Source organism: Streptomyces sp. NPDC058284 (assembly GCF_042881135.1).
In the GTDB taxonomy this organism is placed as follows: Bacteria; Actinomycetota; Actinomycetes; order Streptomycetales; family Streptomycetaceae; genus Streptomyces.
In genome coordinates this window covers 22,604-29,074 of the sequence record NZ_JBHVYE010000050.1, presented here as the reverse complement: position 1 = coordinate 29,074, position 6,471 = coordinate 22,604, and the positions used below count along the sequence as shown (strand labels likewise).

Annotated in this window: 7 protein-coding genes; 6 read left to right on the top strand and 1 reads right to left on the bottom strand. The window is 72.5% G+C overall.

The features are described 5' to 3' along the window. Nucleotides 1–127: 127 nt before the first annotated feature. Nucleotides 128–751 carry a 5-formyltetrahydrofolate cyclo-ligase gene (locus ACFVYR_RS36875; protein ID WP_384262671.1) on the bottom strand — a complete coding sequence of 208 codons (624 nt, stop codon included), beginning with the start codon at nt 749–751 and terminating at the stop codon, nt 128–130. A gap of 92 nt (nt 752–843) precedes the next feature. Between ACFVYR_RS36875 and galU the strand changes: the two genes are divergently transcribed. The 6 genes from galU to glpR all read left to right on the top strand — a co-directional run bounded on the left by galU (nt 844) and on the right by glpR (nt 6,463). Further along, on the top strand, nt 844–1,755 hold the full coding sequence (gene galU, locus ACFVYR_RS36870) for a UTP--glucose-1-phosphate uridylyltransferase GalU (RefSeq protein ID WP_384262673.1): 912 nt from the start codon (nt 844–846) through the stop codon (nt 1,753–1,755). A gap of 4 nt (nt 1,756–1,759) precedes the next feature. Beyond that, nucleotides 1,760–3,106: a gephyrin-like molybdotransferase Glp gene (gene glp / locus ACFVYR_RS36865; RefSeq protein ID WP_384262675.1), complete on the top strand. Its 1,347-nt coding sequence runs from the start codon at nt 1,760–1,762 to the stop codon at nt 3,104–3,106. A gap of 84 nt (nt 3,107–3,190) precedes the next feature. Beyond that, nucleotides 3,191–3,715 carry a cyclic pyranopterin monophosphate synthase MoaC gene (moaC, locus tag ACFVYR_RS36860; RefSeq protein ID WP_384262678.1) on the top strand — a complete coding sequence of 175 codons (525 nt, stop codon included), beginning with the start codon at nt 3,191–3,193 and terminating at the stop codon, nt 3,713–3,715. Next, nucleotides 3,712–4,371: a molybdenum cofactor biosynthesis protein B gene (locus ACFVYR_RS36855; protein ID WP_384262680.1), complete on the top strand. Its 660-nt coding sequence runs from the start codon at nt 3,712–3,714 to the stop codon at nt 4,369–4,371. Before moaC ends, ACFVYR_RS36855 begins: the two co-directional genes overlap by 4 nt. After that, nucleotides 4,368–4,991, top strand: coding sequence for a GNAT family N-acetyltransferase (locus tag ACFVYR_RS36850; protein ID WP_384262727.1), 624 nt, complete (start codon nt 4,368–4,370; stop codon nt 4,989–4,991). The genes ACFVYR_RS36855 and ACFVYR_RS36850 overlap by 4 nt, the downstream gene beginning before the upstream one ends. A 218-nt stretch (nt 4,992–5,209) precedes the next feature. Next, the gene (gene glpR / locus ACFVYR_RS36845; protein WP_384262683.1) at nt 5,210–6,463 is read left to right on the top strand and encodes a gephyrin-like molybdotransferase receptor GlpR; all 1,254 of its coding nucleotides are present in this window, start codon (nt 5,210–5,212) and stop codon (nt 6,461–6,463) included. Nucleotides 6,464–6,471: the final 8 nt, after the last annotated feature.

Below are 6,471 nucleotides of genomic sequence, written 5' to 3'. Positions count from 1 at the left end.
CGGAGCATGCCCTGCGGGCTTGCGTCGCTTGCTGTAATCGATGGCCATCGCGTCCCCTGAGCTGGGGTGTTGCAACGACCACTAGAACTCAAGCACGCGTGGAGGGCCCTTTCGGGTTGGCGGGCCCCTACCGGAACCGGCGTACCCCCGAGGGCGTCACGACGGCGTGCACCGGCTGGTCGTGCGCCTCCTCGGGCAGGTACGGGACCACCTCGGAGTCGTACAGGAGCACCACGAGGGAGGGGTGGGCGTCCGCGCGCTCCAGGCGGGCCAGGACCCGGTCGTACGACCCGCCGCCGCGCCCGAGCCGCATCCCGCGCGCGTCGACGGCGAGCCCCGGCAGCAGCACGGCGTCGGCCGTCAGGACGGCGTCGGGCCCGAGCCGCGCGCCCGCGGGCTCCAACAGCTCGATCTTCCCCTGGTGTTGCACGCGGACGAGCGAGCCCGCCCCGTCGTACGCCCCCCAGTCCAGGTCGTTGTCCGCGAGCAGCGCCGGGAGCAGAACGCGGGTCCCGCGCGCGTGGAGGGCGTCGAGCAGGGCACGGGTGCCGGGTTCGCTGCCCACCGAGACGTACGCCGCGACGGTGTGCGCGTCGGCGAGTTCCGGGAGTTCCAGCGCGCGGTCGGCGAGAACCGCGGCCGCCTTCCGTGCGTCATCCCCGGTCAACCCGCTTCTCACCGCCAGGAAGTCTCGCCGCAACCTGCGCTTGGTTGGCTGGCCACCGGCCTCGGTACCGCTGGTTCCGCTCATGGGGATCTCACATTTCCTTCCTCGTGGCGCATATGCCGCCGAATTATCCGGACCCACAGATTCCGTGCATACGCACCGGATATGGTGGCGCCATGACTGAGTCCCAACCCCCCCACCACCGGATCACCAAGGCGGTCATCCCCGCAGCCGGTCTCGGTACGCGGTTCCTGCCGGCCACCAAGGCGACCCCCAAGGAGATGCTGCCGGTCGTCGACAAGCCGGCCATCCAGTACGTGGTCGAGGAGGCCGTGTCCGCGGGCCTCGACGATGTCCTCATGATCACCGGTCGCAACAAGCGCCCGCTCGAGGACCACTTCGACCGCAACTACGAACTGGAGTCGGCCCTCCTGAAGAAGGGGGACGAGGCCCGTCTCGCCAAGGTCCAGGAGTCCAGCGACCTCGCGACGATGCACTACGTACGCCAGGGCGACCCCAAGGGGCTCGGTCACGCCGTCCTGTGCGCCGCTCCGCACGTCGGCGACGAACCGTTCGCCGTACTCCTCGGCGACGACCTCATCGACCCGCGCGACCCCCTCCTCGCCCGCATGGTCGAGGTCAGGGAGCGGCACGGCGGCAGCGTCATCGCCCTCATGGAGGTGGCCCCCGAGCAGATCCACCTCTACGGCTGCGCGGCGGTCGACGCCACCGAGGACGGCGACGTCGTCAAGGTCACCGACCTGGTCGAGAAGCCCGACGCGGCCGACGCCCCGTCGAACTACGCGATCATCGGCCGCTACGTCCTCGACCCGAGCATCTTCGGCATCCTGCGCAAGACCGAGCCGGGCCGCGGCGGCGAGATCCAGCTCACCGACGCCCTCCAGCAGCTCGCGGCCGACGAGAAGATCGGCGGCCCGGTGCACGGCGTGGTCTTCAAGGGCCGCCGCTATGACACCGGCGACCGTGGCGACTATCTGCGTGCCATTGTCAGACTCGCGTGCGAACGTGAAGATCTGGGCCCGGACTTCCAGGCCTGGCTCCGCAGTTACGTCACCGAGGAGATGTAGCACTTTGAGCAGCAGCACGACGACACCGGTCATCGGCCAGAACCACCACTGGTCGGTGGAAGAGCATCTGGACGACATCCTCGAGACCGTCCGGCCGCTCGAACCCATCGAGCTCCAACTCCTCGACGCCCAGGGCTGCGTCCTGGTCGAGGACGTCACGGTGCCCGTCTCGCTGCCGCCCTTCGACAACAGCTCCATGGACGGCTACGCGGTACGGGTCGCCGATGTCGAGGGCGCGAGCGAGGAGTTCCCCGCCGTCCTCACGGTCATCGGCGACGTGGCCGCGGGCGCGGGCGAGCAGCCCACCGTCGGCGCGGGCCAGGCGGCCCGCATCATGACCGGCGCCCCGCTGCCGCCCGGCGCCGAGGCCGTCGTCCCCGTCGAGTGGACCGACGGCGGTCTGGGCGAGGGCCCCGTCTCCGGAATGCGCGCCCACAGCGCCGCCCCCGAGGGCGCCTCCGGCGAGGTCCGCGTGCACCGCCCCGCCGAGGCACGCGCGCACGTACGCGCGCGGGGCAGCGACGTCCGGACGGGCGACCGCGCCCTGCCCGCGGGCACCGTCCTCGGCCCCCCGCAGATCGCCCTGCTCGCCGCCATCGGCCGCGCCACGGTGCAGGTGCGCCCCCGCCCCCGCGTGGTCGTCATGTCCACCGGCAGCGAACTGATCCAGCCCGGCGAGCAGTTGGCCGAGGGCCAGATCTACGACTCCAACAGCTTCGCCCTCACCGCCGCGGCCCGCGATGCCGGAGCCATCGCCTACCGCGTCGGCGCGGTCGCCGACGACGCCGAGACGCTGCGCTCCACCATCGAGGACCAGCTAATCCGCGCCGACCTCATCGTCACCACGGGCGGCGTGAGCGTCGGCGCGTACGACGTCGTGAAGGAGGCCCTGTCCTCGATCGGCGACCCGGACGCCGAGGACGGCATCGGGGCGGGCAGCGGCGTGGAGTTCCGCAAGCTCGCCATGCAGCCGGGCAAGCCGCAGGGGTTCGGCTCCATCGGCCCCGACCACACCCCGCTGCTCGCGCTGCCGGGCAACCCGGTCTCCTCGTACGTCTCCTTCGAGCTCTTCGTGCGCCCCGCGATCCGCACGCTCATGGGCCTGCCCGAGGTGCAGCGGCCCACCACGCGCGCGCAGCTGCTGTCGGACAAGGCGCTGCACTCGCCCGAGGGACGCCGTCAGTTCCTGCGCGGGAAGTACGACGAGGAGGCGGGCCGGGTGATGCCCGTCGGCGGTTCCGGTTCGCATCTGATCGCCGCCCTCGCGCACGCGAACGCGCTGATCGTCATCCCCGAGGACACCTCCTCGGTGGAGCCGGGCGCGGACGTCGAGGTGGTCCTGCTCGGCTGAGCGGGCCACCCGCGCGGTACCGTGTCGCGCACAACAGGCCCGCGCGCCGCACCGCGCGGGGCCCGGACCGGGAGCGCCAAGCACATGACCGCGATTTCCCGGGGGGACACCCCCGGAGCCCCTGAGCAGCAGCGACTGACCCACATCGACGAGGCGGGCGCCGCCCGCATGGTGGATGTGTCCGCCAAGGACGTGACCGCACGCACCGCCCGCGCCAGTGGCCGCGTACGGGTCTCGCCGCGCGTGATCGAACTGCTGCGCGGCGAGGGCGTACCCAAGGGCGACGCCCTGGCCACCGCGCGGATCGCGGGCATCATGGGCGCCAAGCGCACGCCCGACCTCATCCCGCTCTGCCACCCGCTGGCCGTCTCCGGAGTGAAGCTCGACCTCTCCGTGGCGGACGACGCCGTCGAGATCCTCGCCACGGTGAAGACGACCGACCGGACGGGCGTCGAGATGGAGGCCCTCACCGCGGTGAGCGTCGCGGCCCTGACGGTCGTCGACATGGTCAAGGCCGTCGACAAGGGCGCCGTCATCACCGACGTACGCGTCGAGGAGAAGACCGGCGGCAAGTCGGGGACGTGGAGCCGCGAAGGAGCCGGGGCGTGAGCGCGGGCGACGGGCACGCACGCGTGGCGCACGATTCCGCACCGGAAGCCGCACAGGCATCCGCATCGGCATCCGCACCGGAAGCCGCCCAGGCATCCGCATCGGCATCCGCACCAGAAGCCGCCCAGGCATCCGCATCGGCACCGAACGGAGACGGCGCGCCGTACCGCGCGCTCGTCGTCACCGCCTCCAACCGTGCCGCCGCCGGTGTCTACCCCGACCGGGGCGGCCCGATCCTCGCCGAGGGCCTGGCCGCGCTCGGCTTCGCCGTCGACGGGCCGCGGGTAGTACCCGACGGCGACCCGGTCGGGCAGGCCCTGCGCGCGGGCGTGGACGCCGGGTACGACGTCATCCTCACCACCGGCGGCACCGGCATCTCGCCCACCGACCGCACCCCCGACGTCACCCGTCAGGTCATCGACCACGAGGTGCCGGGCATCGGGGAGGCGATCCGCGCGTACGGCAGGGACAAGGTGGCCACCGCCGTCCTGTCGCGCGGCCTCGCGGGCGTGGCGGGCAGGACGCTCATCGTGAACCTGCCGGGCTCCACCGGAGGCGTACGCGACGGTCTCGCCGTCCTGGAACCGCTGCTGAAGCACGCGGTCGACCAGCTGCGCGGCGGCGACCACCCAGGACCACCGGGGGGTGCGAGCTGAACAGCCCCTCCTGGCCCGTCGAGCTGCGGGACGGCGACGTCGTCCTGAGGCCCATAAAGCTGCGTGACCAGCGGGCCTGGCGCGAGGTCAACCGGCGCAACCGCGACTGGCTGCGCCCCTGGGAGGCCACGATCCCGCCGCCCACGCCCAGCGGCCCGGTCGTGCACCGCCCCACCTACCGTCAGATGGTGCGCCATCTGCGCGCGGAGGCCGGCGCGGGCCGCATGCTGCCCTTCGTCATCGAGTACCAGGGCCGCCTCGTCGGGCAGTTGACCGTCGCGGGGATCACCTGGGGCTCGATGTGCTCGGGCCATGTCGGCTACTGGGTCGACGAGTCCGTGGCGGGCCGCGGGGTCATGCCGACCGCCGTCGCGCTCGCCGTGGACCACTGCTTCCGCTCGGTCGGACTGCACCGTATCGAGGTCTGCATTCGCCCCGAGAACACGCCGAGCCGACGGGTCGTGGAGAAACTCGGATTCCGCGAGGAGGGGCTGCGCCCCCGTTATCTCCACATCGACGGAGCGTGGCGCGATCATCTGGTCTTCGCGCTGACGGCCGAAGAGGTACCGGAAGGGTTGTTGCGCCGCTGGCACCGGGCGCGACCTCGGAACACGGCGTAGAACGGCTGACGACCCGTGAAAATGAAATATGTGTTCGAAATTGACCGGTGAACGGCTGTCCAGGACCCGTATGAGTCTTGTCTCAGGCATTAATTTCACACTGACGGTGGTCTGTTGGTCGCATCAGTCGCAAAAAAAGTTCGAGATATCAGCCAGATCGTGCGACACACCGGCCCAATTGGCAGATGGCCTCACGGAAACCCCTCTACCGTGTGAGCGTGAGCAGCAGCGGCCTCATCTACGCAGTCATCGTCGGGGCCTGGGCCGCCTACTTGGTGCCGATGTGGCTCCGTAGGCAGGACGAGCTGAACGAAGCCCGTCCGACGGAACGCTTCAGCACCGCCATCCGGCTGCTGTCCGGACGGGCGGGCATGGAGCGCCGATACGCCAAGGACCTGCAGGCGCGCTCGCCCGAGGAGGGGGAGTCGCGCGACGCCCCGGACGTCATCACCGGCTCGGTGGACGTCCGGTCCTTCGCCGTGCCCCCGTCCGATACGGCGGGCCACCGGACGGACCGGTCGGACCGGGCGGAGAACCGGTCGGACCGGGCGGAGCACCGGGAAGAGCGGGCGGAGCCCGAACGCGAGCAGGAACCCGCCCCGGCCTCCCGGTCCAAGACCTCCGCCAAGGCCCCCGCCAAGAGTCCGGGCAAGGCGGCGACCCCCGCACAGCGCGCCGCGTCGGCGGAGGCCGCCGCGCGTGCCCGGCGCACGAAGGTCCTCGCCCGGCGCCGCCGTACGACAGTGCTCCTCTTCCTCGCCTTCACGGTCGGCGCCATCGTGGCCGGCGTCGGCGGCCTCGCCTTCCTGTGGGCGCCCGCCGGGCCCGCCGTACTGCTCAGCGCGTACATCGTCTATCTGCGTGGCCAGGAGCGGCGTCGCTTCACCTACACGATGGACCGGCGCCGGGCCGAGGTCGCGGCGCAGCGGCTGCGCGAGCGGCAGCCGCGCCGCAGGCCGACGGGGGCGGAGCCGGCCGCCGACGCGGTGGCTCAGGAGGGTCCGGCCGCCGGGACGGAGACGGGCCTGTCCGCGCTCGCCGCGGACCGCCGCGCCCTCGTCGAGCAGACCGACCACGCCGAGTGGGTCGACCAGCAGCGCGAGCGGCAGCGCGGGCCGGGGCGCGGCGACAGCTGGGACCCGGTCCCGGTGCCGCTGCCGACGTACGTGACCGCGCCGGTCGCCCCGCGCGCCACCGGCAGCGTCGACCTGGGCTCGCCCGACGCCTGGAGCTCGGCGCGGTCGAGCACGGCGGAGCCGTCCGCCGAGCGCGCGGCCGACCGGGAGCGTCCCACCGCGGGGCGGGGCGGCGAGGCGCCGGGCGACATCGACGGCGCCGAGGGCGCCGACGCCGACGGCGGCCGCAGCGACAAGCGCCGGGCGGCGTCCGCGCGGCGCGCTCGCGAGCGCGGTCGCACGCCGCTCTTCGACCAGTACGAGGACGGCGACCGGCCGCGCGCGGCCAACGAGTGAAGCGTCGT

Excerpts from the sequence above, each read along its gene's own strand:
- ACFVYR_RS36875 (WP_384262671.1), bottom strand. The coding sequence starts at position 751 with ATGAGCGGAACCAGCGGTACCGAGGCCGGTGGCCAGCCAACCAAGCGC.
- galU (WP_384262673.1), top strand. The coding sequence starts at position 844 with ATGACTGAGTCCCAACCCCCCCACCACCGGATCACCAAGGCGGTCATC.
- moaC (WP_384262678.1), top strand. The coding sequence starts at position 3,191 with ATGACCGCGATTTCCCGGGGGGACACCCCCGGAGCCCCTGAGCAGCAG.